At 47.1% G+C, this 26,565-nt stretch carries 22 protein-coding genes; 6 read left to right on the forward strand and 16 right to left on the reverse strand.

Annotated features, from left to right (window positions below):
- Positions 1-170: 170 nt before the first annotated feature.
- A complete protein-coding gene (locus tag MKY59_RS25090; protein ID WP_339274340.1) occupies positions 171-686 on the reverse strand; it encodes a PadR family transcriptional regulator in 516 nt (171 codons plus the stop codon).
- 233 nt (positions 687-919) lie between these two features.
- Here MKY59_RS25090 and MKY59_RS25095 point away from each other — a divergent pair, with 233 nt between their 5' ends.
- Positions 920-2,149 (forward strand): cytochrome P450, encoded by a 1,230-nt coding sequence (locus tag MKY59_RS25095; protein ID WP_339274341.1) that lies wholly within the window; start codon positions 920-922, stop codon positions 2,147-2,149.
- 212 nt (positions 2,150-2,361) lie between these two features.
- On the opposite strand, the gene MKY59_RS25100 is transcribed toward MKY59_RS25095, so the two are convergent.
- From MKY59_RS25100 to MKY59_RS25130, 7 genes are all read right to left on the reverse strand, one after another.
- Positions 2,362-2,733 carry a hypothetical protein gene (locus MKY59_RS25100; RefSeq protein WP_236414473.1) on the reverse strand — a complete coding sequence of 124 codons (372 nt, stop codon included), beginning with the start codon at positions 2,731-2,733 and terminating at the stop codon, positions 2,362-2,364.
- Positions 2,734-2,833: 100 nt separating this feature from the next.
- The gene (locus MKY59_RS25105; RefSeq protein WP_339274343.1) at positions 2,834-5,572 is read right to left on the reverse strand and encodes a hypothetical protein; all 2,739 of its coding nucleotides are present in this window, start codon (positions 5,570-5,572) and stop codon (positions 2,834-2,836) included.
- Positions 5,556-8,369 (reverse strand): hypothetical protein, encoded by a 2,814-nt coding sequence (locus tag MKY59_RS25110; protein ID WP_339274344.1) that lies wholly within the window; start codon positions 8,367-8,369, stop codon positions 5,556-5,558. The genes MKY59_RS25105 and MKY59_RS25110 overlap by 17 nt, the downstream gene beginning before the upstream one ends.
- A 48-nt stretch (positions 8,370-8,417) precedes the next feature.
- On the reverse strand, positions 8,418-9,188 hold the full coding sequence (locus MKY59_RS25115) for a hypothetical protein (RefSeq protein WP_339274345.1): 771 nt from the start codon (positions 9,186-9,188) through the stop codon (positions 8,418-8,420).
- Positions 9,189-9,446: 258 nt separating this feature from the next.
- Positions 9,447-10,682, reverse strand: a complete 1,236-nt coding sequence (nagA, locus tag MKY59_RS25120) for an N-acetylglucosamine-6-phosphate deacetylase (protein WP_339274346.1) — start codon at positions 10,680-10,682, stop codon at positions 9,447-9,449.
- Positions 10,679-11,407 (reverse strand): glucosamine-6-phosphate deaminase, encoded by a 729-nt coding sequence (gene nagB / locus MKY59_RS25125; protein WP_339274348.1) that lies wholly within the window; start codon positions 11,405-11,407, stop codon positions 10,679-10,681. The genes nagA and nagB overlap by 4 nt, the downstream gene beginning before the upstream one ends.
- A gap of 4 nt (positions 11,408-11,411) precedes the next feature.
- Positions 11,412-12,275 (reverse strand): MurR/RpiR family transcriptional regulator, encoded by an 864-nt coding sequence (locus MKY59_RS25130; RefSeq protein ID WP_339274349.1) that lies wholly within the window; start codon positions 12,273-12,275, stop codon positions 11,412-11,414.
- A 241-nt stretch (positions 12,276-12,516) separates the two neighbouring features.
- Between MKY59_RS25130 and MKY59_RS25135 the strand changes: the two genes are divergently transcribed.
- Together MKY59_RS25135 and MKY59_RS25140 are read left to right on the forward strand one after the other, a co-directional pair.
- On the forward strand, positions 12,517-12,873 hold the full coding sequence (locus MKY59_RS25135) for a hypothetical protein (RefSeq protein ID WP_339274350.1): 357 nt from the start codon (positions 12,517-12,519) through the stop codon (positions 12,871-12,873).
- Positions 12,874-13,551: 678 nt separating this feature from the next.
- Positions 13,552-13,713, forward strand: a complete 162-nt coding sequence (locus tag MKY59_RS25140; protein ID WP_339274351.1) for a hypothetical protein — start codon at positions 13,552-13,554, stop codon at positions 13,711-13,713.
- Positions 13,714-14,242: 529 nt separating this feature from the next.
- Here MKY59_RS25140 and MKY59_RS25145 read toward each other — a convergent pair.
- Both MKY59_RS25145 and MKY59_RS25150 read right to left on the reverse strand, forming a co-directional pair.
- Positions 14,243-14,707 carry a hypothetical protein gene (locus MKY59_RS25145; protein WP_339274352.1) on the reverse strand — a complete coding sequence of 155 codons (465 nt, stop codon included), beginning with the start codon at positions 14,705-14,707 and terminating at the stop codon, positions 14,243-14,245.
- Between the two features lie 1,328 nt (positions 14,708-16,035).
- The gene (locus tag MKY59_RS25150) at positions 16,036-16,485 is read right to left on the reverse strand and encodes a VOC family protein (protein ID WP_339274353.1); all 450 of its coding nucleotides are present in this window, start codon (positions 16,483-16,485) and stop codon (positions 16,036-16,038) included.
- 190 nt (positions 16,486-16,675) lie between these two features.
- Between MKY59_RS25150 and MKY59_RS25155 the strand changes: the two genes are divergently transcribed.
- A complete protein-coding gene (locus tag MKY59_RS25155; RefSeq protein ID WP_339274354.1) occupies positions 16,676-17,623 on the forward strand; it encodes a YafY family protein in 948 nt (315 codons plus the stop codon).
- Between the two features lie 244 nt (positions 17,624-17,867).
- Positions 17,868-18,092, forward strand: coding sequence for a helix-turn-helix transcriptional regulator (locus MKY59_RS25160; RefSeq protein WP_017692532.1), 225 nt, complete (start codon positions 17,868-17,870; stop codon positions 18,090-18,092).
- A 183-nt stretch (positions 18,093-18,275) separates the two neighbouring features.
- Here MKY59_RS25160 and MKY59_RS25165 read toward each other — a convergent pair whose 3' ends face one another.
- The 6 genes from MKY59_RS25165 to MKY59_RS25190 form a co-directional block, all read right to left on the reverse strand.
- Positions 18,276-19,238, reverse strand: a complete 963-nt coding sequence (locus MKY59_RS25165; protein ID WP_339274355.1) for a YhcN/YlaJ family sporulation lipoprotein — start codon at positions 19,236-19,238, stop codon at positions 18,276-18,278.
- A 144-nt stretch (positions 19,239-19,382) separates the two neighbouring features.
- The gene (locus MKY59_RS25170; protein WP_339274356.1) at positions 19,383-20,411 is read right to left on the reverse strand and encodes a DUF4340 domain-containing protein; all 1,029 of its coding nucleotides are present in this window, start codon (positions 20,409-20,411) and stop codon (positions 19,383-19,385) included.
- The gene (locus MKY59_RS25175; protein WP_339274358.1) at positions 20,408-21,802 is read right to left on the reverse strand and encodes a GldG family protein; all 1,395 of its coding nucleotides are present in this window, start codon (positions 21,800-21,802) and stop codon (positions 20,408-20,410) included. Before MKY59_RS25175 ends, MKY59_RS25170 begins: the two co-directional genes overlap by 4 nt.
- 4 nt (positions 21,803-21,806) lie before the next feature.
- Positions 21,807-22,523 carry an ABC transporter permease subunit gene (locus MKY59_RS25180; RefSeq protein ID WP_339274359.1) on the reverse strand — a complete coding sequence of 239 codons (717 nt, stop codon included), beginning with the start codon at positions 22,521-22,523 and terminating at the stop codon, positions 21,807-21,809.
- The gene (locus tag MKY59_RS25185; RefSeq protein ID WP_339274361.1) at positions 22,520-23,650 is read right to left on the reverse strand and encodes an ABC transporter ATP-binding protein; all 1,131 of its coding nucleotides are present in this window, start codon (positions 23,648-23,650) and stop codon (positions 22,520-22,522) included. The genes MKY59_RS25180 and MKY59_RS25185 overlap by 4 nt, the downstream gene beginning before the upstream one ends.
- A gap of 378 nt (positions 23,651-24,028) precedes the next feature.
- Positions 24,029-25,513 (reverse strand): DHA2 family efflux MFS transporter permease subunit, encoded by a 1,485-nt coding sequence (locus MKY59_RS25190; protein ID WP_339274363.1) that lies wholly within the window; start codon positions 25,511-25,513, stop codon positions 24,029-24,031.
- A 324-nt stretch (positions 25,514-25,837) separates the two neighbouring features.
- Here MKY59_RS25190 and MKY59_RS25195 point away from each other — a divergent pair, with 324 nt between their 5' ends.
- Positions 25,838-26,401, forward strand: a complete 564-nt coding sequence (locus MKY59_RS25195) for a GNAT family N-acetyltransferase (RefSeq protein WP_339274365.1) — start codon at positions 25,838-25,840, stop codon at positions 26,399-26,401.
- The last annotated feature ends 164 nt before the right edge of the window (positions 26,402-26,565 follow it).

The raw sequence follows: 26,565 nt of genomic DNA on the forward strand, positions 1-26,565 counted from the left end.
GCTATTTTCAGCCAAATAAGCGTTCTGATGTTCGTTAGAATTTACTTCCCCGGCTCCGCTTGCCTCCCGTCTTTTTGCACTCTCCACAGCTCCCCAAGGTACGTTATCTTGCATCACTTTATTGGGGAACCCAGCACGTACTGCTACTTTAGCGCACCTTGACCAGTCCCCTATTCCCCTTTAACCTGTCCCATCAACTGGTCGATCCACGTTTTCTCGCCCGTGATCTGGGCCAGGGACAAGTTAAGCACTTCTTCGCGAAACGTGTCCGGCTCGCGCTGCTCTTGCCTTTGCAGCAGATCCGCTTCAAGCGTATCGAGCTGCTGCCGCCTCAGAGAAAGGATGCGCAGCCGATTCTCGGCGGTAATGTGGTGGAACAGGGATACCCGGATCAGGAATTCCACCTGGCTTTTGGCCTCCTTTTCGGAAAAGCGATTGACCAGTTCCGTAATCTTTTTTTCGCCCAATTTCGTCAATTCATAGATGGTTTGATTAGGCCTTCCGGCCTGCTCGTTCAATCGTTTGGTCACCAGCCCCTCTTCCGCAAAACGCCGCAGCGTCGGATACAGCATGTTGTGGTTGATGTCCGTCAGGTAACCGATGTCGTGCTGGATTTGTTTTTTGATTTCGTAGCCGTGCCGCGGACCTTTCTCGATCTGAATCAATATTAGCAGCTCTATGTACATAGTTTTCGTACCTCTCGTCGTGTGATTTGCCTTGGAGTACATGTTTTAGTATCAGATTATCAATTAGCGCCGTTTCGTTCAATCGGTTAATCCCCGGGAAAAGAATGACATTCCAGCAACATGGGTCGCAGGGATGTGTTATTCCATTTATTGATATGTTAAAATAACATATGTTAAACTAACACACAATTACTTATGCTTTTCATTATCCAAAGGATGGGGAGGACTCGTGCATGAATCATGAAATTATCTCCTTGGAAGCCATTACGCAATTTCGTTCGCCTGTGGAAGAATTCAGTCCTTATGAATGGTACAAGCAAAAGCTGGAGCATGAACCGGTCAGTTACCATGAAGTGACCCGAACCTGGAACGTATTTCGCTATGCAGACGTGAAACGGGTGCTGAGCGACTACGAGCACTTCTCCAGCGTCAGGGAACGCACCACGATCAGCGCTGGCGCCGACAACGATGAAGGCAAGCATGCGGGCCGAATCGATTTCATGACCGATCCGCCGGAGCACCGCAAGAGCCGTGCCCTGCTATCTGCCGCGTTTACGCCGCGCAGCCTGAAGCTGTGGGAGCCGCGCATTCGCCAAATCGTAGACGGGCTGCTGAAGGACATGCAGGATGCGCCGACCATCGATGTGGTCAAAGATTTCACCAGCGCGCTGCCAACGATCGTCATTGCCGATCTGCTCGGCGTGCCATCCACTGACCGCTTGCTCTTCCAGCAGTGGGTTTATGACCTGTTCCTGCCTTTGCCGCAAGATCACGCGGAAGAAGTCAACGAACGCAAACGCAATGCGGCTACTGCCTATTACAGCTATCTTCTGCCCCATGTCATGCACAAAAGAACCCATCTGACCGACGATATCATTTCCGATCTGATTCAGGCCGAGGTGGACGGAGAACGTCTCACCGACGACGAAATCGTACGCATGACGATGTTCATCCTCGGAGCCGGGATTGAAACGACCAGCCACTTGCTCGCCAATACGTTCTACGCTTTCCTGTACGATAAGCCCGAGATCTATGGCGAGGTACGGGCCCAGCGGGGACTGCTGCCCAATACGGTCGAGGAGATGCTGCGTTACCGCTTCCATATCGCCAAGATGGACCGGACCGTAAAACAGGACAACGAGCTGCTCGGCGTGCCCGTCAAAAAAGGCGACGTCGTCGTCGCCTGGATGAGCGCTGCCAACATGGATGAAGCCGTATTCGCCAATCCGTTCACGCTGGATATCCACCGGGCCAACAACAAACAGCATCTGACCTTTGGCAATGGCCCGCACTTCTGTCTCGGAGCTCCGCTGGCAAGGCTGGAAGCCAACCTGGGCATCGGACTGTTCATGGACCATTACTCAAAAATCGAGCCTGTTGCAGGTTATAAATTCGAAGATCACCTAAGCCCGTCCGCGGCGGGACAGATGTTGACTTCATTGCCGATTCACGTCACTCGTTAATTTATTTTCGTCAGGGAACACGTCGATTGACGATTCTCCATCTCGAAGTGAGATTATCGCCCGCGGCAAAATAAACGCTCCAGAAACTTCACACGTTCCTACACCACGAAAAAACTCCCTTACTGGGGACAGCACACGCATTCCATTCTAGATGGTTTAACTTGCGCTGTTTGTGGTAAGGGAGTTCCGTTTTTTCTGTAACACATACCGACTTATGTTCGAAAAACCGTAAAATTCAACTGATGGGTCAGCTGTTTCAGATGGTCTATATCCCGCTGCACCTGTTCCGTGCTGTCCCCGTTCATCGCCTGATTGGCCCGCAGCGTCCGGCGGGTGTTCAGCATGCCGTCAATCAGCTTCAATACCGCATTCCGGCCGCGATGGTCCACGATCATGTACTTTTTGCGCGCATCCAGTTCAACCCACACGATATGGCTGAATTTTGCAAACAAATGCCTGCGGTAATGTTCCATGTCCGCTTCCCTGTAATGCTCGCCGTAAAAGGCGTAATACCCGTGCACGTGCAGCTTCTCCGTAAGCTTCGCGATGAATGGGTCCGATCCGAGCATCGCGTTTCGTTCCATTGTCGTGCCTCCATGTTTTCCGCGATCCAGTTGATCCCGTTTTTTTGCACTTATTGTAGCATAAAAACATGGTTATCATACAGGAGTCCTTTATAAGCTTCTAACAATAACTAGGATCATCCAATGCTGCTATTACAGAATCAAGCATTCTGATGTATTCTTCATTACTTACATTGCCGCGAATAAACGATGTATTCACACCAGATTTCCTCAACTTTTCAATCCAACTCAACGCTGCCTCTCTGCCTATACCACGCTCCAGCATACCATAGTACAGATACGCAATTTCGTTACTTACATTCGTATTAAACACCATCGGATCATCAGAATTGATGTTCACCTGAATATTAGATAATTCATGATTCGTAGGTGTTTGCAGTTTAAACAACTGATTACCAAAGATTGAATCAATTTCTCCAATGGCTTCGTTTGAAGAAGGATTAACTTCAATCACGATTCCTTGTCTTGAAATTTTCTCAATGAGGTATTTTTGCATATCCTGTGCCATAACTTCCTCAACCCCTGTTGTATTCATATGGACAGGCTCTCGCATTAAACGCAGATAACCTCTACAGTGATATGCCAGTAACAACTGGTCTTTGTCCCATGTACGGACAGTATGCATTTCACGAACACATTGTGCGGATTGATGTACCATCTTAGTATCATATTGGACACGTTGCATAGCTTTCAATACAGAATCACCGATGTGATTAAACCTTTTCTGGTACACCTCGTACAGGAGCCGAACAGTTAAACCCGTAGTGACTTGAAAAATATCCTCAGCCAGCGCCAGAATCTTCTGTTCGAGATAAATAAATGTTTTCGAATCAAGGTGCGACATTTTACTATAGACCCCCCAGATCCATAACATATTATCCAGGTATTCTCCTCTTGGCAAAATGACTACCTTGTTCTGTTGAACCCAATTGCATATATCAACTCCCAAAGCAATACCGTGACCTATTCGGTCTCCAGAATGAAGTTTGCAATAATCAATCACCTCATCCATCCGTCTCAAGCCTGAATTGATATGTCTAAAATCCTCTCCTGCATGAAATGTGAAAAACAGGCTCTGATCTTTCAGAACATATCCATCCCGATCAATCACTCGAATAGAGTCGTGATCACTGTTCCTCGCTTTTTCAAAAACGGGTGCAAATACCTGAACCGGGGTGCTATTCTCCAAACTAGCGGCATCAAGACCAACAATAAAGTTAGAAAGATATGGGATCCTTTTTCGCAAATTAGTCATCAAATGAATCTGATTTAAATAGGCTTGTTGTATCCTACCATAATATAGATGCCTGATCGTCGTTTCATTGTCACCTTCATAGCTACTCCAACACTTGTCCGTGTCGTCATCTCTTTTCAAAAGATGATATACGATGCCTATTCTAGGAAAGATAGTATTTGTATTACTTCGAATTCCATAGTCTTTTTCCAGTATGTTTTTATACGCTCCGAGAATTCTTACGACCTCTTGCTTAATCCGATGTTCCTGATCATGAATGGGAATACGGATCTCTGCCTTGTTCAAGTATGAATTTTGAAACAACGTTCTAAGCAGATGGGTGTAATAATCATCCTGATTCTTACGTATTCCTCGGGTGGCCCTACTGAAGTAGGGCCTAAAGAAATCCAATCCTTTGATTGAAGTCGATTGTGTAATTTGCTGATAGAATTCGTTTTTAATAGAAATATACTTGAAAAACACTGAAAAAAAGGATTGAAATTGATCAGGTTGATGATAGGCTGTCTTTTTATAAATCATCGCCTTATGCAAAAACAAATTCTCTGCATACGTTTTAATATGGGATGATGATGGAAACACAGAGAACATGATATCATGTCTACGATCTCCATCATCTAAACCAAAGTTCTGTTTCAATTCATCCAATACGGCCAGAAGATCAGAGGCATCATAATCTGCAATGGACTGATCCGTCAATATAGTTATCACAAAGGTGGACTTTTCTGAATCAAGTATTTGGGCAAGCCAACTAACTAGATTGGGAAGATGAGGTACCTGCTCAAGCTCCGATAAATATTTCCCCATAACAAGCCTTAGAATTCGGGCAACCAGAATGTAACAATAAACTTGGCTTGATTCCGCCAAATGGTTTGTTTCAAAACATGTCAGGAAATGCTCAGCCTCCGCGTTATTCATAACTAATTGCCATAAATGAGAGAAATTAAAAGCAGCAGAAGCATGAATGTGATTCTCGGCAACCCCTCGCTGCATCACATCATGTAATGATGCATCTGCGAGGTTAATATGCTGGTAGACTCCGTTCAATTGCTCGGGATCCGTAATTCCATTCATAGAGTAGTGAATTGCGACAAAAAGATCCATCGGCATCAGTCGACTAAGTGTATGAAAGAAATGAACCTTATCCAATTCTTTATACTCAGACCAAAATCGATCATATTTGTTGCTTTCACTTTCATTACGGCCATTTTTCCAGTATTTGAACACAATCTCTCCATCACGGTGTGAAATAAAGGCCTTCGCAAAAGATTCCATGATGCCTAAATAGTGTTTATATATACTTTGATTCCATGCATGATTCGAAGATACAAAAAACGGATAAAATATTTCGAGCATCAGATTGATTTCATCAAGGCTGTCTGGTGAACATTTTAACAAGATATTTCTATGTAAAATATGAGATAATTTCTTTCTTTGCTTTGCAATCACTTGGCCTTCAATTAAACCGGAATTAACGGGCGTAACTTCTGCAAGTTTCAGTACAGGGTTCCCACTCTGCATATAAAATGCCAAGTCTTTAAAGGGGAACAACGCTACATGCAAGAGAAGGTTAATTTTCCTGATCATACTCATCTCCAGATGGTTCTATGTCTTCTAAGGATTGTCCAAGCTGCTCCAATTCTTGGGAGACCCCGTACTTCACCGCTTCTAACGCTTGTTCAAGCTCCTTACGCATAAGCCTCTTTGCTTCCTGATATTGTTGGTCTTGTTGAATCGCAGGATTGGCCTCTTGTAGATAAAAGGAAATCTCTCTGATTAAGTGTGGGTACGGGTACTCCGAGCTTTCTGTAAACAAAACGTCCAGATCAAAAGAAACTTCATTCTTTAACGTCGCTAAAAAATGTGTTGCTTCTACACGACCAAACCATACATAACTATTCTGTGATAATTTTTTTACCTCAGAGAAAATTTCCTTGTAATCATCTATACTTAATTTATCTTTGTGTCGATACTGCGTAATCCTGCCTACTACACCTCTTACTCTTCTATATATTGTGTTCTCTCCATCTCTCACCTCGTTCATAAATGCATCATATCCGCGATAGAATTTCGGAGAAAGACGCAAGCTGTCTATTTCTGAGTTGACTAATTGTGTTGCTAAATACCCCTTTATCTTTTTGTATATTCTTTGCAACAACTGTCCAACCGTTTTACTACTATACTTTTCCCCATCCTTGCTCTGATTGATTTTCTGAAGAGCACGATAATCCTTGTTGGATGTAAAATTTTCTTTAAGACTATCGGTTAACATAATCTTCGACAATGTATTAACAATAATTGTATGGTATACCTCATTATCAATTGAACATAATGGCACCTTTTTTAATTCTTCCACTAATTTTACAATTTGCTCTTCTCCTGAAATAAGCTCGTGAAAGAGCTTCTCAACGAAGTCAAATTGTGATGAAGTAGAGCTGAGTTCTTGCAAAAAATTCAAACTCCGCTTCACGTCCATATTCTCCTCATAATATCCTTTGCTAAACAAATCACTGATCAGGGTTTTATTCTGACGCATTACGTGGACAATGGACATAAATACAATTCGTTCTTTTTCGATGGCCTTTGGAGAAAATGCTTGTTTCGTATAGTAGATATCCTCTTCATTTTGAGCATTTTGAGAGAAAAGTTCATCAAGTAAAAGAAAACCTGACTGCAATTTGCTATGCGCAGTAATGCCCAGTACAACATAATACAAATAATACCCTTGATACCTGTTTATGTTTTGGTCTGATATAGGGACATCTGCCTTATGTTTGCCCATTTCTTCAAAAACTTGTTGCTTCATTGTTTGATATTCAGATTCGGAGTAACGAACATCCTCTAATAAAGAGCGAATTAACTCGCCCAATATTAGAACAGGCAATCTATTATCCGACTGTACTTTCCCATATTCGATAAATGTACTCTGAGCCTGATCTCCCCACCGAAAGATCTGATCCATAAATTCACGTTGTTTGGCCGCCAAATGAGTAGAAGACATAATAATCGTATCGATGAGAGCCTTAACGGACTGAAATAGTTTTTGTTGCTGTTCTGCGGTCGGTAATTGCTGATATTCGGCGCTCGCTTTGAGTTTATTAATTTGATGCACGTGATAATAAACATTCACAAGACCTCTTGGTTTCTTGTCAAAAATAACATAGCTGCTTTTAATAGGACGTTCTACAGATTGTTTACCTTCCGAGAATTGAACTTCATAAGAAAACAGACTGTCGTCCCCCATTAATTGACTTAACTGAGTCATAAATTTCAGATCACCAAATGAAAATAGCGGAATGGTATTGTTATTCCAGTTCACCAACTGATGACGACGAGCAGGAGGAATCAATTTTTTCAAGTATTCATGGGACAAGTTCCATTTTCGTTGTAAAATCGTTGGATTTCGCTCCTCCTCTTCTTGGCTAAGCTCTCGCCCTTCAAGACTTTCTAAACCTCCATCCCTAAAGCGCATGCCAGGACGTAAGTTGCTCTGTTGCAAGTTCTCATCCTGCAACAAGGCTGTAGTCAACGACTCAGCGAATATGTCATAATCACCCGACAGCACGGTAACAATGTTAGGATGGTTAGCGTATTGCAAAATGGATTCAATTAACTCTCTTGTTTTGATTGTCTTGAGATCAATATCATCGATGAAGATAAAGATAAGAATCTCCTCGTCCAATTTAGAGCTACCAAAAGCTTTTTGCGTTTTGATCAGCTCATTCACGAGCATATGTAACTTTCGCTTAAATTCGATATCCGGGATCAGCATTCTGGATGATTTTCTGATATGTGTAGCTAAGTCGGCATAATTTTGTGTTAACAACGTCCTATATTCGCTCTCCGTGTATAAATGATACTCAATTAATTCATTCATCTTGCTTCGCAATGGATTATTCTGTCTATACACACAGTTGTTAAAAAACTCAGATAGTTTCTCCTCCTTATCTTCACGCGTTGTCTTCTTCTCGATCTTGTTGAGTAACTTGTTTACTTTCTGCTCTAATAATCCAATAATCGAGCCCATGATTTTTGTGTTTTGTCCAAAATTATCAGGCTCAATAATAGGTAAAATAACATTCAAATCTCGTCTTACCCTATCATTTAGATAAGCTCTTACCGTATGGATTGCCGAAGATTTTCCCGTTCCCCTTGCTCCGAAAACCCCTATGGTGTTATTAATCTCTCTACTGTATTCAAGTTCAATCTCTGTATCATCACAATTCTCTTTCACTTTGGTCTTCGTTGCGGCTTGCCGAATAGTTTCAATATGCTCAAGCATTAGGTCATATGTGGGCATGATCAAGCCAATTTGATCCTTCAGATTTCTTGCACCGATAAACACCTCTACATCCTGTACCTGCTTCGTTTCATTTGTGGACATCTCTGATTCTCCTCTTCTTCTTTTCTATTTGAAATAATTACCGTAACGCTAGGCTGTAATATCTGGCTTTTTCTTGTCCACGAACAGCTTATGTAACATAATTACGGATGCATTGCTTAGGATCACTTTTTTGGCGTAAAACTCTTTCTCAAAAAAACGTGACAACACCCAAAATACGACGATATGGACAAACAAGAACAACCGAATCACCCAATCGGATGAAACAAAAATCAAAATAGTACCATAAACCATTACAAGCAAACTTGCTAAAAAGAGAGAGCGAATCATAATCATTTTTGATAGTAGAATTTGCAGATTAGTTCGATCTTCTGTTCCTGATAACGAGTTGGCCCACCTGAAATAGATGATCCAATTATTCCTTTTTATACTTTCAGCATCGGTGCTCTCATCTTTAAAGACTTCATTTTTGATGTTGTACCTCTCTACAAGCTCTTTTTCAACTTCCGAAAGAATATGTACATTCTCATCATATACCACTTTATTTTTGGTTTGTTTCCTGAACTTTGCATCTTTAAACTTGATATGCCTCGCTGACCAATGAGATAATAATGAACCAAGAACGTAACAAATGACCAGCAAAAGCAAATACATAATTACGTTGTGTTTAAAAATGAATTGGATTAATGGATAGCTTGGCTGGCTAATCAATGTCGCCTGTGACACAATCAGTTGATAGATCCAATTGAAATCCTCGATTCTCAGAAAAAAAATAGTCGTTCCGGTTAATAGAGCTGCCAATACAAATCCTGGAATAAAAATTCCAATAAAGTCATACAAAAAATCCTCTAGCTTTTGCATATCTCACTCTCCGTTTAATATTAATCAATTTCTATTAACAGTCTGCTAAATAAACTGTCATTGATACTTTATTTATCGGAAAATTTAATGTTTTATTTATGGGCCGGACTCGTCATATGTATCAAAAAGAAACAAGTGTTACGGCACATGCCACTTATTGCCGATCAACGCTTGTTCCTCTTTTATTAACTGACATATAGAATCAAACTCTCAGTGTGAATGAATTCATAAAACGACGGATACTAAGCCCAATGCTCCTCATATTGAGATGCGAGAAAGCCTCTTCCCTTTCACCCAGACGCCCTCGATTTCCAATGCCTCATTCAGCAGCACGATATCTGCCTGTTTGCCCGGCGCGAATGAACCTGTGCGATAATCGATGCCCAGCAGCCGTGCGGGCGTCAGGCTTGCCGCGCGTGAAGCGGCATTCAGGTCAAGGCCGACCTCCTGCACGAGATAGCGGAATCCGCGCACCATGGTCAGGGTGCTGCCGGCCAAGGCCCCGCCTTCTTTCAGGCGGGCCACGCCCTCCTTGACGATGACCGGCAGATCGCCGATTTTGTATTCGCCGTCGTCCAGCCCGGCGGCGGACATCGCATCGGTGATCAGCACGAGCTGATCGGCAGCCTGCTTCAGCTGCGCCAGGACGGAAATCGCCGCCGGGTGCACATGGATGCCGTCGGCGATCACCTCGGCGCTGATGCGCGGATCGCTCAGCACGGCTCCGGCCGCCCCGGGATTGCGGTGATGCAGCGGCGTCATCGCGTTGAAGGTGTGCACCGCATGATGCAGGCCTGCCTGCACGGCGCGCTGCACGTCTTCATACGTGGCGTCCGTGTGCCCCAGAGCCGCCGTAATGTGCCGGCTGCGCAGCCACGAAATGACTTCCAGAGCGCCATCGCGTTCCGGCGCCAAAGTCACCTGGCGAATCAGTCCTGGATATTGCGCTTCCCAGTCCTTCAGCCAGGATACGTTGGGCAGCACGATATGGTCCGGATTTTGCGCGCCCGGCCATTTCGGGCTGAAAAACGGTCCCTCCAGGTGCACGCCTTCCAGCTGTGCGTACGGCATTTCGCCAGAACGATAGCTGTGCACTTCGCTCAGCACCTGATCCAGGCGTTCTTTCGGCGCGGTCATCGTGGTCGCCAGCATCGCCGTCGTGCCTTGTGTCGCATGGAACGACGTGATTTTGTCCAGCACCTTCGGACTGGCGTCCATAAAGTCTTCGCCATTGCCGCCGTGCACGTGAATGTCAATGAACCCGGGCACGATTACGCCCTGCTCCGGCACGGGCAGGGTGACCGCATTGCTGCGGATCGACGCCGGAAGCCCTTCGGACCGACCGGCATAAAGGATTGTGCTATCAGTCCAGGCGAGGAGGCCGTCCTCCGCCAGACCGTCTGGCAGCACCATTTTGCCGCGCAGAAGGTAAATGGGGCTGCCGCTCTCTTTTCCGTATGCTGTTCCTTGGGCTTGTGCTCGTGTGTCACTCATTTAACCAACCTCCCCGCTGCGCGATCCAGCAGCACCACCACGTTCGGATGGCATTGCAGCAAAGAAGCCGGGCACGCCGTCGTGATCGGTCCCATGAACGCCTCGTGGATGATGTCCGCCTTTTCCTCGCCGCGCGCGATCAGCAAAATCTGCTTCGCCTTCAAAATGCTGCCCACACCCATCGTAATGGCCTGCCTCGGTACCTCATCGATATGATCGAAGAAGCGGGCGTTGGCCTGGCGCGTTTCTTCTTTCAAATCCACGACATGGGTGCGGCCTGTCAATGCGCTGCCCGGTTCGTTGAAGCCGATGTGCCCGTTATGCCCGATGCCCAGCAACTGCAGATCGACTGGACCGCGCTCTTCGAGCATTTGCTCATACGCCTGGCATTCCTCGTCCAGATCGGCGGCACTGCCGTTCGGCACATGCGTCCGCTCTGCATCGATGTCGATATGATGGAATAACTGCTCGTTCATGAAATGACGGTAACTCTCCGGATGATTTTTCGGGAGCCCGACATATTCGTCCAAATTGAAGGAGGACGCCTGGGCGAAGCTCACCAGCCCTTTCTCGTACAGAGCGATCAAATGTTTATAAATGCCGACCGGTGAGCTACCTGTAGCCAGTCCCAGCACGGCTCGCGGCTTCGTTTGCAGCAGGCTCGCGATCAGTCCGGCCCCGGTAGCGTTCAAATCTTCCTCATGTTCAAAAATACGAATGTTCATGTCGTCAGGCACCTCCGTTGTGATGAACTCGATAAGACTGCACGTTGTGATACGATTGCTCCAGCTTGGGAATAAAACGGTCAAAATCCGCGCTGACCATGCCGGTGAACAAAATGTCGATGACATGCAGCAGCGCGATGCGGGAAGCCATGTCTCCGCGCCGCATGCCTTCTTCCAGCGATGAAGTGAACAGCGGAATGTCGGCCTCATTGGCCAGCTTGTTGCTCCCGTAGGACGTCAGCGAAATCGTCGCCGCACCCGCCTGCCGTGCGCAATGCAGGGCATCGATCGTCTCCGGCGTTTCGCCCGAATACGATACGGCCATCGCCACATCACCCTCGGTCAGCGAAGACGCGGACGTAATCTGCATATGGGAATCCGAGAAGGCCGTGCAGCTTTTGCCGATACGGACCAGCTTCTGATAAAAGTCCTGCGTCACGATCGACGAGGTGGCCACCCCGTATAAGTCGATACGCCGGGCGTTGCAAAGCAGCCGAATGGCCTGCTCCACCCTGCCCAGGTCAAGCAGCCTAGTGGTGTCCGAGATGGAAGCCAAATGGTTCGCCTCGATGGCGGCCACGATTTTGGACAACGGGTTGCCTGCCACGATATCCTGATACGCCGACTCCTGCGCAGGCTGGGAGATTTCGGCGGCCAGCTTCATTTTGAAGTCGGGGAAACCTTTGAAGTGAAAGGATTTGCAGAACCGGGTAACGGTCGCCGGACTCGTTCCACTCTTCTGAGCCAGCTGATTAATCGTCCAGCCCGGAACGTCGGAGGGAGAGGCGAGAATAACCTCGGCAATACGCCGCTCTTGCGACGGCAAGCTGTCCAGTTCCTGTCGTAATGCATGCAATATGGCTGCCATATGAATTCCTCTTTTGAAAATTATTTTTATTATATATTTCGTATGTCAGAAAATTATTTTCATTCGTTAATTTCATTGTAAACATTCACACGAGGCAAATCAAGAAGCTTACACTGCTTTAGGGATAAAAATTTAGAGATGTGGATTGATCCAAGTTAAGGCCAGCTTGATGGAAGAAGCTGCGTGTTTTATAGTGGAAAAACAAAGAGACGGGTTCATTCCCGATATGGAGGAACTGCGCATGAACGGGCGACAACGCCAAAAGATCATTCCGTCCCTATGGATCATTGTGGAGGTACAATCCGGGGAACATCCTTTCTTTTCGCTGTACGCGGTGGATTGGAAACGTGGCGGCCGCTTGTGTTGGGAGGGCTGGGAGCGTCTGGAGGAACTGCTTCAGTTCCATGTGCCGATTCGGCGCAAAGTTGGAAGCACACGAACGACGACGGAGCCTTGCGCCAAAATAGCCAAAAAAGCGCGGCATCTTCGGTTAAACGAAGCAAGCCACGCAGAATTGGAGCGGTTGTTTCATCGGAAGTTTTCACGTAAAGCTTGGAAAGCATTTGTGAGGATGCATCAGGCAGATGGATGGCTATGATATCGGTAATTTGAGTTTCTGCATCTCATTCGTAATGTGGTTACGCACCAGATATGATCGGACAATTATGTACTCTCAATAAGAGAGTGAATTTCTTTCATTAAATCTAACGACGAACAGGATGATTATATTATGCTTTGTTGCTATAAGAACACCATCACGCTCGGCCTGTAGATGCATGTCCCCTTGGAACTTCTGCGGGCTGGGCCTTTCCCAAGGGAGCGTGATGGCAGTGAAGCAATACAGAACAAATCGGAATCAAGCTTACATCCGGCACCAAAGACAACGTGTGATCCAGCGCAAGATGAGGATCGCTCAATTACGAGGCTGGGCCTATAAGTATAAGGGCATGTTTGCCAAAGGCAAAGTCCACTGCTCATGCTGGTGGTGCACCCGCAAAACATATCGGCTTGGTTATTCCAAGTCAGATCTGGCGAAGATTTGCCGCTGTGAGGAACAGGTACTTGCATGGGCTAATTACACGGAAAAAGAAAAGGACATTATCCTTCAACCATGAGCTTTAAGGGTTGGTTAATTTCCATTATAAACAATGAAGGATATGATCTTATTCTTGTTTTCGCACCTTCCCCTGAAACTCTGGGGGATTTGTCGCTTGAGTATTTTGGGTGTTAACGTTTGCTGTAATTCAACCAAACATATTCAAAAGGAGGTGTTAATTTGAATAAAAAGATAACCTGGGGCCTGCTAGTCCTGGTTATTGCCATTGCAGCCTTTATTATTGCCCGCACACAAAGCGAGACATTCCAGACGGTCTATAATATCTCGGCGATCGTGGTTATTATTCTGATTTCCCTTCTATTCTTCAGAAAAAAAACGTAGAGGAACTTGCTTAAATGAAAAAAGGCGGGAAGTGGAACGCTAGTCATTTGCCACGTTTTGCGGCTCTGCGTTTCATTCTCGCCTGATTTCCATGTTCTCACAGTAACACGGGATAATAATCATATTGGGACGGTAACTTTCGGCTATGAGGACGATAAAAAAACTATACACCAGTACTTTTATGTTTTTTGCAATCTCTTGTCATACAGCAATTGATGCTTCTTGCTCATTCGCCAGTATTCATACATGTTCATTCTATGATGTCTGCTTTGCTCCTCCCAATCTTGATGGGCAGTTCGTTGATCGTGGGATTGCTATAGTTGTACAAGATCCTTAGCACTTTCCGTTCGTAATCGTTCAGACGAAGTTGTCCTCTAGAAGGTATAGAAAACAATCTTCGTTTTCAGAGCCTGTTCTGTAAATACATTTAGCCTTGTGATTTATCAACCTTTTCAAAACACTCTTTCCTAATACCTCGATTCAACTGAAAGAAACCCTCGAAAATATTCGAGGGCCATTACCTGATTACTTAGTATGCATCCAACATAAATGTATACTGACCTTGAGCAATAAACTCCGTAGAGTCAATTACAGCATAGACTGTCGCGCCTTCTGGAACATACAGATTTCTAATGTACATGCCATATCCATTTCCATTTAGCGTCGGAGCGTAAAACCTAGATGTTTCAGTACCATCCTTGTGAACAATCTCAATTCCCATTCTAAATTTTATATTTTCTCCCTGTGGTTGTAGATAAACAAGTATAAATCTTCCAGATCCAGTGTTAGTCCATTTGTACCAATCCTTATCATTGCTATCCGAAAGAAATAGACTGTAACTGTTACCTGGAATGTATGAAAGAGCCGTCTCTCTTGTATCAGCGATCCCAACCACGGTAGGTTTAATATCCGTACTTTCCGCAAATGCTGAAGCGGAAATTGAAAACACCATAATAACAGCGAGCAGTGTAGTCAAAGTTCTTTTGAGATTCATATTATTCCACCTTTTCTTTTTTATGGAATCGGCCGATTCAAACACATTATAACATCATCCTATCTTTTGTAAAATATAATTTATAATGGTATAACGTTTTTGTTATTGGACAGAAAATGACTCATTATCAGACCGACTAAATCCCTACCCAATCGGCACAATTCTGATGTTCTTAAAGATTTTTGATATTTTCAGCAACTCTATAAGGGGATGCTTATGACTAAGGTCTACCAAATCCACACGAGAAAAAGGGACTGGAGACCCCGCCAATGCAACGAGACCCCTGTTTTGAGTTGGTTTCACTTATGAGCATAGCTCAAATTCGTGTGTAGGCTCACTTAGCGCATGTTCTCTGCCCGGTTCTGTCTTCATTCCTGCAAACCGTTCCCGCTGAAACGGGTTTAAAATGGTCTTATTCTGCAGGAATTTGAACAGAACTTTCAAATCAAAAAAGTCAATAAATTGCTCACCAAATTCAGTTAGAACCATTTCGTAGTTAGAGACTTCTGTGCTATACCATTTTGTAATTTCTTCTGTAGTAGTCAAACCAAGGATTTTAAGATGGTTGTCTATATAAGCCTTTATAACCTTGATTTTCTCTCTACTTCCTCATTCCTTCCTTATCGTTAGGATGAACTAGTGACACGTTAAGTTTTCTTGCCCAATGTCTTCGATAATGGTCAGGATAGGTTAATCCATATATTTTTGGAACATGACTCGATACCAAGGAATACGAATAGGCTGTTATTATCAGATTTTTACATAAAGATCCCCTCGACTCAGTAATGCGACATCAATGATGCTCGTCCTCTTTCGGACAAATGGGCCACTACAGAACTGTTTCACTCCATCCGTACTTACCCAGACACAACCTTTATATTTCTCAGGCTGCTTTCTAGGACTGGCGCGTTTCTTCTTTCGTCTTCGAATCACTGGTATTCCTCAAATACAAAAAAGCCACTCCCGATTAGGAGCGACTTAGGCTGTAATATGTACGATGTTGGCTAAATAAAATTACGTTTTTCGTATAAAAAATGCCGCTTCTTACTGTTGGTGTACGCTTTTAAAAGATTGGCGTCCGTACCGTCAAGCAGCAAATGCGCTGCGCCTACGGACTGAAATGACCGGGCGATTTGCAATGATGTACTGTTCAAGGACTTCCGGGTTTACGTCTTGATCGTCCTCATTATCCTTCCGGATCTGGTTTACCTTCACCATCTGGCTGCTGACTACCATTTAAGTATCTTGCAAGAAACATGATTTTTTCAGTAAATATATTAAAGGGTTTAAGTCGATAAGTCGACAAAAACCCTTATACATCAGTGCTTTTATGCCTTTGCCAATCTCTTATCATACATCAACTGCATATACACCCCGAACGGATCGCGCACAATGCCGTATGCCTCGCTAAACACGATCGGACCAAGCGGCGTAATCACTTCGGTTCGCGGGTCCCCGACCAACGAGTGGTATATCCGTTCAATCTCCTGCTTGTCCGCCGATTGGATGCAAAGCGACGTGTTATTGCCCACGATGTAGTCCAGTTTCGGCACCATCGATTCTTCCGCCAGCATGATTTTGTGCACCCCGACTTCCAGAATAGAATGAGAGATCCATTGCTCCCGTCCCGGTTCAATCACCATCGCTGGATCCATTTTTTTCATGTCCTCGTACGTCACTTTAAATACAACGTTGGCCTGCAAATGCTCGGTATAAAACGCAATGGCTTCCGCCCCTCTTCCATTCATCGACAAAAACGTAACCACTTCATAATTCATTCGATTCGCCTCCTGATTATTTTGCTGTGTTCCATTGAACAATGTATACTATACAATTCAAAGGTTTCAGAAATGGATACCATTGGCGGGCATCATAGAAATAACTTCAACCAATGCACGTTCCCGGCAAAAATCAAGCGCGACGCAGCCTTCACAATAAACCAACCGCTGCACTGGAGGACCCTTTACAATGATGAAAAAATACGAATCCCTCTATAAAATGATGAACTACGTATACAAAAAGGACCGCTTCACGCTTCAAGAGCTGCGGCAAGAGTTCGGCATTTCCAAAAGCACCGCGCTTCGTTACATCAAAGCGTTGGAAGACATCGGCGTGCCTTTATATTCCGAGATGGGCCGATATGGCGGCTATCGCATACTCGATACGTACAAAGTGCCTCCCGTGACCTTTACGCCTCAGGAAACCTATGCGCTGTTTTTTGCGTTAAAGGGAATTGAACTCTTGGGCCCCCTGCCCTTTCGCGCCGAATACGGCACGATCCGCTCCAAATTTCTGGAGACTGTATCGCCGAAAATCCAAAACACGTTAGCGCTGATTCAAACCCGCGTTTCCTTTGGAACGGTCAAAATGACAGACAACGCTCCCTTGCTGGAAGACCTTCTTCAGGCGGTCATGGAGCCAGCCATTATTCGTATCGTTTACCAATCCCCGAACAAGCAAACGGAACGACGTGTTCAGCCGATCGGCATTTATGCCAATCACGGCCATTGGTACTGTCCGTCCTATGATCTGGATCAAGGGGAGTACAGAGTTTTTCGCTGCGACAGGATTGTAAACGTCACTGTACTGGACGACGAACAGCCCTTGGATTTGATCAAAGAAATAGATTTGAACAATCGCTTTCAACTGGTTAGCCAAAGCAAACAAGCCATCGAGTATGCCATTGAAATTTCCGCGGAGGGTCAAGCCATTTTCGAACGGTACCACTCCCCCAACATGTCCCTTTCCGAAAAAGACGGACACTTTTGCATTACCGGTTGGATTGAACCGGCGGAGAGGCATTTCTTGCTGCAGTACTGTCACCGGTTCGGAACGACTTTGCTGGATATACAGCCTCCAACCTTAAAACAGGACTTCGTCAAACAACTGCAAGAATTAGCCTGCCGGCTCCATTGAGCGGCATCAGAGCGACGCTGTTTTCAAGCCCGAAACAGGCATGAGCACCCGTATGTAATCGGTTGACCCACCTTTGTTATACCCTAAATCATGACGTCAATCTTATTAAGAATCTTAGGCGCATATTATGCTGCCCATTTTTAAGTTAAAACTGAACCATCGCGCTTGACCTTACATAATATGAGTTGACTGTATCCCCTTAACCTTGTTACACCAACCAAACCCGAGCAAGGAGGGGTGAACATTGAAGGGTATCGATCATAAAAGCAAATTTCTGTTGACCCACCGTGAACGCGAAGTTTTCGAATTGTTGGTTCAGGACAAAACAACTCGCGACATTGCAGGGCAGTTATTCATCAGCGAAAAAACGGTGCGTAACCATATTTCGAATGTGATGCAGAAACTCAATGTTAAGGGTCGTTCGCAAGCCGTCGTTGAGCTGATCAAGCTTGGAGAACTAAAGATCTGACGCGAGCGTACACAGTTGTTAAAAAAGCATGAAAGTCTTTTCCTATTCTTCAACTACGAAAAGAATGGGGAGAGGCTTTTTTGCTTCTTGGACCTTTTCCATTGCTGCCGCTACAATAAAAATATGCCTTTGCGTCCGATGTATTCATCTGCGCAAAGGCATATTTTCCATACTTGCTGCTTCTTACCGAAGATTGTTCATGCGACCGTTGGAACGTTCTGTTACGCCATGATCAAGTACGCCATCACGATGATGATTCATCGCATTCGTCGGGAAGATACGTTCTACCATGCTTGAGAAGGTATCCAGCATGCCGCTGACAGGTTTGCCGTTGCGAAGATCCGTCGAATATTTCTCGGCATGTTCCACGAATTCCGGGTTAGACGACACATAGACATTCTCTACGTTAGGCGCAAACTGCTTGACTCTGGCTGCGATTTTGCCCTTGATTTCGGCAGGCGTATTGTCGTCCGAGCTGTTTACCCGGTTTTCGCGCTTTACGCCATAATCCCCCGTATTTTCGTTGATGGGAATTCTGTCGCTCCCGGTCAATCCGCGCATCATGCCGTACGAACCGGTGCCCATCGTACCGTAAAGTCCGCGATCATTGCTCAGATGGCTGCGATCCGTTGCGGTTCCCGTGTTTAATCCTGGGGTAACCCGGTCAACGCTGTATGGGGACCTCGCTCCCGCACCGTCATTTACGCGAAGTCCTCCCATGTCAGGGGACAAGGTACGGCTGCGCATCGTATCATCCGCGTAGCCGGAATAACTGCGAGCACGGTATGAATTCGTGTTCAACTTGCCCGCGTGACCATCGGTAAGTCGAACAGCAACATATGCATTGCGATCGGTCAACAAAACATTCGCCGATTTCACTTCTTTCATGTCGGCAATGTGTTTGGCCAGCTCGTCGCTCGTCTTCAGGCTGGTCACGTTATGGGCGCGGTAGTTCCGAGCACGGATCCCATCCAGGCCGTTGGTTTCGACGCCATAACGATTGATCCCTCTTGCTTCGTGACGCACGCTTTTCGTTTGCACATTGCCGGCATCCCGGCTGGTGCCGCAACCCGTTAACCCTGCCATAACAAAAATTGCGGTAGACAAAGATAAAGTAATGGCTTTTGCTTTTTTGGCTGCTGGCATTAGCTCATCCTCCAATGTGGGTATTTTGGTCACGAAAATAGGATGCGCCCTAGGCCTTTGCGATATGCTGAAAGGATATGGAACAGCAGGCTGAAAAATATAAAAGCGGCGCATGCACCGGAGTGCAGCACCGCTTTCTGAATTTTAGTTATTTGAAGTAGAAGTGGAATCCGATTTTTGACTGTCCGCTGACGAATCATTTGCCTGTTTCAGCGTTTCAGGGAAGTTTTCCGCTTCTTTAAGTACATCTGCTTGCAGAGCATACGCCCACTTGCCATCCGTTGTGATCACCCAGATCGTATCGGGCTGCGATTTCTCGACAAGGCCGCGATACACATCTGTAACCGTTGTTCCATTGACCGTTTGTTCAATCGACAATGTGAAACGCGGCACGGTATTTTTCAGTTCCGATGCCTTGCGCACATCGTCCGCGGTCGCCAAATTTTTGATTTTGCCCAGCAAAGACACGGCATCATCAGCCTTGGCTTCCTTACCGTTCAAAGTCCACGTTCGGTCCGCTGCACCTGCTTCCGAATTCGTCTTCAACAGCCATGTCGCTGCCTCACCTTCCCAATCGGCAGACTGCACATTGGCTTCATCCAGGTTAAACGGCGTTGTATCCAACAATTCCCGGCGGGTAAGATCGATTCCGGTCACCGTATCGGTTTGGACGGCAACGACAGGACCGTCGTTAACGCGTACATAACGCGCATTATCCGCCGGAAGCTGGCCACCGATGGTCACCGTCAATTGCTTACCGTCTTTCAAACCGATGCCGATCCGGCTTGCACTTTGTCCAAGTCCGTATTTCTCCAGGTCCTGCGGTTGTTCCTCTACGACCATCTCCTGTTCGGCAGCGCTAAGCGAATCCAGCCAGCTGCTTACCGCGTAGCCGTTCAGGGGATAAGATTCGGGTTCCGTCATGGTCCATACCCCTTCTTTAAGCTCAAGCTTGGAGGCTGGGGATGAACTGCTGCCAGACTTGGAGGACGCATCCGCCGCCGTTTCCGTGTTTTCACGTTCAATGGACAGCGACTGAATGTCGCCTGCTGCAATGTCCAGCAGCTTTGCTTTCTGTGCTTCTTCTTCCCGAAAGTAATTCTGGTTCGCGGCATAGATCCAGCCAACGATCAGCACCAAAACGACCAACATCGTAGGCATCCATTTCTTCATACGCGTCTGCGCCTCCACCACAACAGCACACCGATCAATACAAAGAACAGCGGGAATCCGACAATAGCGGCAAAGAAAATGATTCTGGCCTGCTCACCGCTAAGGTAAGCGACTTCGTAACCCGGATTCACCCGGGCCCGGATCGTTACGCCATCCTGCTTTTCGCTCAGATAGTTGGCAATGTTTAAAATAAAATCACGGTTGCCGCCGTTGGCGATCTGCGAATCCTGCATAAAGATGGATGAACCCAGAATGACTGCCTTGGGTTTGCCGTCCGTTGTATCTGCTGCATACCCGATTTCGACCGGCCCTTGCACGTCCTGATCCTTATCATTGGTCGTTTCGTTTTGCAGCAGGCCCTCGATGTTCGTTTCGCCATAACTTTCCACGCTGGAACGCAGCAGCGGCGACAACGTATATTTCTCCTGCTCCTTGCTTGTCAATGCGATGGACAACGACAGCATAGGGTACAGCTTGCTTTCCGAAAGTTTGTCCGTGATGGCATGACTTCCATACTCCGGCACAACCCACAGCGGACCCATGGTGCTCGCTTGTTGATGATCCACCATCACTGCATGTTTATCCACGACGCCATAATCGGCCATTAACGCATCGATGTTCTTCCATGAGGACTTCATATCTTCGCTGAATCCGAGCGATAGCAGCAGTTTGCCGCCATTCTCCAGATATGCCCGAATTTCCTTAAGCTCAGTATCGCTAATGTCTCGCTGCGGTCCAATGATCGCCAGCACATCCGCGTCATCGGGAACTTTTCCGGCCTGATTCAGCTGCAGTTCCTCCGTGGTCACATTGCTCTGCTCGAGCGAGGAACGCAATGTGGAAAGCTGATCCAGTCCAAGCTCTTCATGACCGGAAAGGAAGACCATCTTGTGTTTCTCCGTAGACGTCAGGTTAATTAGCGCTTGGGTAAACTTCTCTTCACCCGTAAACTGGTATGAACCATCCGCGCCGTCTCCGGCTGCCGTAAACAGGCTTCCAATATCGATAACCTTGTATTGATCGCCCCGCTCAAGCACGATGGAGCTGCCGGTGATGCCGTATTTCGAAGCCAGGGCTGGCTCTTGCGAGAGATTGTACTGTTTCACCTTCAGCTTGCTGTTTCGTTTCGCATATTCCTGTACCATGTCGGTGACTTCCCGGTTCAATACCGTATTGTTGGCATTTTCCACGATGAGCACCAATACGTTGACGTCTTCTTTTACGTTTTGGATCGCGCTAAGGGACTGATCGGATAAGGTATATTGTTTGTTTGAAGTCAGATCCAGCTGAAAGCCGCTGAGCGAATTCAAGAACAGGGTTACCAAAACGAATATGCCGATTACAGCGACAGACAGCACGGTGCTGTTGGTGTGACTCAACCATTTTTTCATGTTCTCACCTCCACCGCTTCCGTTCGACGATTTGAATGCTTAACAGCAGAAATACCCCCGCGAGCGTAACGTAATAGAGAACGTCCGGCCCGTTCAACACGCCTTTGGTAAAGCTCTCGAAGCGGCTGGTCAATGCAAACGGCGCTAGCCATTCCTGCAATGCCGAACCCGTGTTGCCCCCGAATGAATCAAGCATCCACAGAACGAGCAAAATAATGAAGCCGGCTACCGCAGACACCATCTGATGCTGGGACAAGGTCGAGGCAAACAGACCGATGGCCATCATGCTTCCCCCCATGAAAAATAATCCCAATGCAGACAGCCACACCGTCGTCAGGTTCAGCGTGCCGAAAAAGGACATGATGAATGGGTAAACCAGACTGCATAGGATCAGTACGAGCAAAATCGCGAGCGAGGCCAAATATTTCCCGAAAATAATCTCGGTTACCCGCACCGGCGAGGTAAGCAGCAGTTCGTCCGTTCCCTGCCTGAACTCCTCGGCGACAAGCCGCATGGTTAACAGAGGCACCACGAACAGCAGCATCGATAACGTATCGCCAAGAACCAGGCGGTAGTCCACAATGCTCGGCTGGTAATACACAAAGCTGGAATAGAACAAAAGACTCGTTAACAAAACATAAATGGCAAAAGCAAAATACGATGTGGGCGACAAAAAGTACGCCTGCAGCTCCTTATTGCATACCGCCATCATTCTTCTCATCGGGAACCCTCCCCTGTACCGCCGTCGGATTTGGCACCCGATGGTTGCTCGGTCTCATCGACCGCTGCCGAGGGGTCATCCTTGATATCAGGCCCAGGCCGTTCGGGGTTTTCATCATTTGCGTATGTAAACGCATTCGCTTCCGTTGTTTCAGACCCCTCCCCACCGCTTTCGGTTGTCGTTAGTTTAAGGAAGACCTGTTCCAGACTGAGATTTTCCTTCTTCATTTCCAGGATGGGCAGGCCCGCACCGGATAAAAGGTAGAACAGTTCTTCCCGGAAATCTTCCGGAGATTGCCCGGTCAGCAGCATTTTTACGGTTTCTCCTTCCGCATGGCCATGGCCGGCTGCCGCTCCGGGCTCCCGCACCGTTTCATGCTGTACCTTTTCCCAAGGCTGAAGCACGTTCTTCAGCTCTTCCTCGGTCGCCTTGACCTCAATGGACACCTTGAACCGGTCCTCCATCGATGAACTGAACTGCTGCGGCGATCCATCCATGACGAGTTGGCCCTGATTGATAATCAGCATCCGATTGCAGAGCGTGCTAACCTCAGGCAAAATGTGCGTGCTGAGAAGCACCGTGTGATTCTCGCCCAATTCCCGGATCAGGTCACGGATTTCGATAATTTGGTTCGGATCCAGCCCTGAGGTTGGCTCATCCAGAACGAGCAGGTCCGGTTTGTGAATGATGGCCCCGGCCAAGCCAAGACGCTGCTTGTACCCTTTGGAGAGTCCTCGTACCAATTGTTTTTCCCGATCCTGCAAACCGAGGCGGCTGACCATTTCGCTAACTCTCAGCTTGACCTCTCGTGCCGGCACATCCCTCAGCTTGGCAACAAATTTGAGATAGGTCTGAACCGTCATGTCTGGATACAGGGGCGGCGTTTCCGGCAAATAGCCGATTTTGGAACGAATGCTTCGTCCGTGATCGTGCACGGATATGCCATCGACCATGATGGAGCCTTCCGTGGGATGCAGATACCCGGTGATCATGCGCATCGTTGTCGTTTTTCCGGCACCGTTCGGGCCAAGAAAACCAACAATCTCTCCGCGCTCCATGGTGAAATTCAGTTGATGCACGCCACGGCGTCCATCATAAACTTTGCTGACCTGCTTCACTTCGAGCACATGCTTCATCCTTTCCCGTTAACCGTTAAAATACCCGTGCGCCATCGATTGCTGCAGACGGTGTGCACGGGAAGTCTCCTGTATCTTACGAATCGTATCCTAAACCCAGCTTAGTGCTACTTAAAAGATTGCTTAAAAAAATGTGTCTAAAACGTGAACAAACGTCATTTGCTCACTGATGAACAACCAAAAGCTGCCGGAACGGGTTTGCAAGAATCGCATAAAACCGCATGTCCAAAGCCTTCTCGTCAGACCGTTACGGTATATTCTTTCGAGAAATGATGGCACGCTAAGCATCTTCTCCAGATTCGTTTGCACGTCCCCGCAAAAAAGGCAGTCCGGAGAAAATACTCCGAACTGCCTTGCTCCGACGATGCCTCAATGGCCCATCATCATGGCTGGATCCACTTGCTCTTCTGTCTGTGTCTCTTCCTTGCGATCCTGTTTTGGCTTACGCAAAATCAGGCTCAGTAGACATCCAAACAGCGCGATGCATGCTGCCAGCAGAAACGTATCGTTGAAGCCGGCAATGATTCCCGACATCATGTCCGAGGGCGCGCTGCCGGTCGTATGACTTTCGGTGCGCGACGTCAGGAACCCCGTTAACCCTGCTACCGCAAACGAAACTACGACTTGCTGGGCTGCCGCCGTAAGCGGAGTCACCCTAGCCACCAAATGACGTGGAGCAGCATTCAGTACATGCGTGTTAAGCGGCATCATCGAGAAGCCCATGCCCAGGCCCATCATGGCCAACGCAACAATAATCAGGGCAAGGCCTGTATCTGCCGTAATCGTCGACAGAATGAAAAGCGCTACCGATATAATTCCGAGACCTGCAAAGGCGAGCGGTCTTGCCCCAACCTTGTCGAACAGTCTTCCGCCAAGCGGCATTCCCACACCGGAAGCCAAAGCTTGCGGCAAGAGGATAAGCCCGGTTTCAAGTGCTGTATACCCTTTGATCTGCTGCAAGTACAACGGAATCAGAAGCATGGACCCGAACAGCGCAACTTGCGCAACCCAAGCCAGAATAATACCGCGCGTGAAGTCCGAGGATCCGAATACCCTGAGCTCCAACAGCGGATTTTGGCGACGAAGCTCCACGATCACGAACAAGATCAAGGCAACGCCGCCAACGATGATGCCCGTTAAGCTGGAAGCGGACGTCCAGTCGGTACCTCCTTCGCTGACACCGTAAGCCAGCATGGAGAACGCGATCGGCGCGAGAATCATGCCGAGCAGGTCTAGACCCGGCGCGCGTCCGCGATCCGTGTCCGGCAAAAATCGAATGCACAGCAGGAAAGCGGCAATGCCGATAGGCAGGTTGATCAGGAAAATCCAGTGCCAGCTCCAGGATTGAATGAACCAACCCGACAATACCGGCCCAAGCGCAGGCGCAAGCAGCATCGGAATGCCGAGCATGCCCATGATTGAACCTCTTTTATCGGGCGGGGCCAGACGAAATACCATCGCCATACCGATCGGCGCAACCATGCCTCCGCCGAGGCCCTGAATCACGCGGAAAACGATCAGTTGTTCGGGCGACTGCGCAATGGAACACAACACCGAGCCCAAGGTAAACATGGCAATCGTGAATAAAAACACCCGCTTGGCTCCGAAACGGTCCGTTAACCACCCCGCCAGCGGAATAACGGCAGACAGGGCCAGCGTATACCCCGTGACGGTCCATTGGATCGTTTTAAGATCTGTTTTGAAGTATTCGACCAGGTTCGGAATGGCAACGTTAACGACCGTGCTATCCAGAATGACCATAATCATGCCGACAATGATGGAGAGAAGCGGCAGGAGGATCGATTTGATCGAAAATGCCTCCGGGTGCTGCCGTGCTTGATTTTGCTGTTCCAATAGTTCACACTCTTTCCGGCCTGCGGGTACATCCCCCGTTCATTGGCCTATAATTTTAAAACATTTGTTTTAAACCTTCGTTTTAGCACTGGTTTAATTCTAATGAAAATACCTTTGCTGTCAAGGTATTTTTATGTAAAAATTTCAGCACTATTATCGCCGGAGAAATTGCGATTATTTTCCATATTGCAGGCCAAGGAATCGGAAAAATGCGTTATAATTCATTTTGAGACCACACGTCTTTCAAAAGCCTGCTTTCTTGTCACGAACCGCGTGAAGTATTTTGCAACAAACGATTGATTGGATGGAAGGTGGAGGATCGATATGGAGGAGATTCAAGCACACCTGCGAACGCGGCTGGCATCGCCGGAGGAAGCGGAGACGGTATTATCCCTTTGGTTGGGCTCTGCCAGGTGGCTGAATGCCAAAGGCATAAATCAGTGGCGACCCGAGTATTTCAATCTGAAACAAGTGTTGGACTTCATGGATGACGGCTCTGATGTTTATCTGGCCGAACTTCAAGGCGAAATTGTGGGCACGTATGTGCTGACTTGGTCCGATCCCGTTATATGGCAGGAGCTCGATACCACGGATGCGGGGTACATTCATCGCTTCGCGGTAGAGAGGAATCACCGGGCCAGAGGAATCGGAAGCAGTCTTTTGCAGTCGGCCGAGGCGCAGATCTATCAAAAAGGAAAACGCTATGCCAGGCTGGATTGCATGGCGGACAATCCGAGACTGAACCAGTATTATAGGAGCCACGGGTTCCAATGGGTCAGAAGAATGGAATTGGACAAGAACAACTGGTCCGCCAATTTGTATGAAAAGAGGCCTTCAATGAACTACAATTCCGCTTCTGAACCTGCGCGAAAAGAGGTGCCCTTCTGATCTACCGCCGCAAAACCTGCATCGTTGCGTCGGCTGACGTGGAGGAGCTTAATGCCTTTTAACGCAATCCTTCTTCCTGCTCAACTAAAATATGGGGCTAGACTGATCGGAAGGTGGCATGCGCTCGTAGACGAAGAAACCAGCGAGATTTTTGCCGTGTGGGA

The sequence above is a fragment of the Paenibacillus sp. FSL W8-0426 genome (assembly GCF_037969725.1).
In the GTDB taxonomy this organism is placed as follows: domain Bacteria; phylum Bacillota; class Bacilli; order Paenibacillales; family Paenibacillaceae; genus Paenibacillus; species Paenibacillus hubeiensis.

Bases quoted from the DNA above. Each gene is read 5' to 3' on its own strand.
- MKY59_RS25100 (WP_236414473.1), bottom strand. From the start codon at position 2,733: ATGGAACGAAACGCGATGCTCGGATCGGACCCATTCATCGCGAAGCTT.
- MKY59_RS25095 (WP_339274341.1), top strand. From the start codon at position 920: ATGAATCATGAAATTATCTCCTTGGAAGCCATTACGCAATTTCGTTCG.
- MKY59_RS25145 (WP_339274352.1), bottom strand. From the start codon at position 14,707: ATGAATCTCAAAAGAACTTTGACTACACTGCTCGCTGTTATTATGGTG.
- MKY59_RS25195 (WP_339274365.1), top strand. From the start codon at position 25,838: ATGGAGGAGATTCAAGCACACCTGCGAACGCGGCTGGCATCGCCGGAG.
- MKY59_RS25180 (WP_339274359.1), bottom strand. From the start codon at position 22,523: ATGAGAAGAATGATGGCGGTATGCAATAAGGAGCTGCAGGCGTACTTT.
- MKY59_RS25090 (WP_339274340.1), bottom strand. From the start codon at position 686: ATGTACATAGAGCTGCTAATATTGATTCAGATCGAGAAAGGTCCGCGG.
- MKY59_RS25105 (WP_339274343.1), bottom strand. From the start codon at position 5,572: ATGATCAGGAAAATTAACCTTCTCTTGCATGTAGCGTTGTTCCCCTTT.
- MKY59_RS25155 (WP_339274354.1), top strand. From the start codon at position 16,676: ATGATGAAAAAATACGAATCCCTCTATAAAATGATGAACTACGTATAC.
- MKY59_RS25130 (WP_339274349.1), bottom strand. From the start codon at position 12,275: ATGGCAGCCATATTGCATGCATTACGACAGGAACTGGACAGCTTGCCG.
- MKY59_RS25115 (WP_339274345.1), bottom strand. From the start codon at position 9,188: ATGCAAAAGCTAGAGGATTTTTTGTATGACTTTATTGGAATTTTTATT.
- MKY59_RS25135 (WP_339274350.1), top strand. From the start codon at position 12,517: ATGAACGGGCGACAACGCCAAAAGATCATTCCGTCCCTATGGATCATT.
- nagA (WP_339274346.1), bottom strand. From the start codon at position 10,682: ATGAGTGACACACGAGCACAAGCCCAAGGAACAGCATACGGAAAAGAG.
- nagB (WP_339274348.1), bottom strand. From the start codon at position 11,407: ATGAACATTCGTATTTTTGAACATGAGGAAGATTTGAACGCTACCGGG.
- MKY59_RS25165 (WP_339274355.1), bottom strand. From the start codon at position 19,238: ATGCCAGCAGCCAAAAAAGCAAAAGCCATTACTTTATCTTTGTCTACC.
- MKY59_RS25150 (WP_339274353.1), bottom strand. From the start codon at position 16,485: ATGAATTATGAAGTGGTTACGTTTTTGTCGATGAATGGAAGAGGGGCG.
- MKY59_RS25175 (WP_339274358.1), bottom strand. From the start codon at position 21,802: ATGAAAAAATGGTTGAGTCACACCAACAGCACCGTGCTGTCTGTCGCT.
- MKY59_RS25170 (WP_339274356.1), bottom strand. From the start codon at position 20,411: ATGAAGAAATGGATGCCTACGATGTTGGTCGTTTTGGTGCTGATCGTT.
- MKY59_RS25110 (WP_339274344.1), bottom strand. From the start codon at position 8,369: ATGTCCACAAATGAAACGAAGCAGGTACAGGATGTAGAGGTGTTTATC.